Annotated in this window: 1 protein-coding gene; it reads left to right on the top strand. The window is 77.9% G+C overall.

The window, feature by feature from the left end; translation table 11 throughout:
* On the top strand, window positions 1-529 hold a 529-nt coding region (locus IG74_RS0144885), incomplete at both ends, for a glycosyltransferase 87 family protein (protein ID WP_030689691.1).

Below are 529 nucleotides of genomic sequence, written 5' to 3'. Positions count from 1 at the left end.
ATAAGAGACAGCGCCGGGGGCTGGGGGTGTGCGCTGCGTCTCTACGGGGTGCCGTGGCGGAGTCGCTTCGCGGTGCTCGGGCTGCTGGGGCTCGCCCTGGGCTTCGCGCCCTTCGGGCACCTGGTGGAGCTGGGGAACTGGACCGTGGCGTCGGCGGTCGCGCTCCCGCTGGCGCTGCTGTGCGCGTGCCGGGGCCGGTGGGGGCGGGCGGGGGTGGTGATCGGGGCCGCGGTGGCCGTGAAGCCGCTCCTGGTGCCGGTCCTGCTCCTCTTCGTCTTCGCGCGGCGGTGGCGGGAGCTGGGCGTCGCGGTGGGGGTGCCGGTCGCGGCCTCCGCCGCCGCGGCGCTCCTGCTGCCGGACCCGGCGGGCTTCCTCACCCGCACGCTGCCCTTCCTCCTGCGGGGCGGCGACAGCTTCGTGCGGCTCTACGAGGCCTCGCCCGCGGCCGTCCTTCCGCGGCTCGGGGTGCCGGGGGTGGCGGCGTCGCTCGTGGCGGGGGCGGGGGCCGTGGCGGGGGTGTGGTGTGCGT

Origin of the sequence: Streptomyces sp. NRRL B-1347 (assembly GCF_000720325.1) — a bacterium.
Lineage (GTDB): Bacteria > Actinomycetota > Actinomycetes > Streptomycetales > Streptomycetaceae > Streptomyces.
This window is presented reverse-complemented; position numbering and strand designations above follow the sequence as displayed.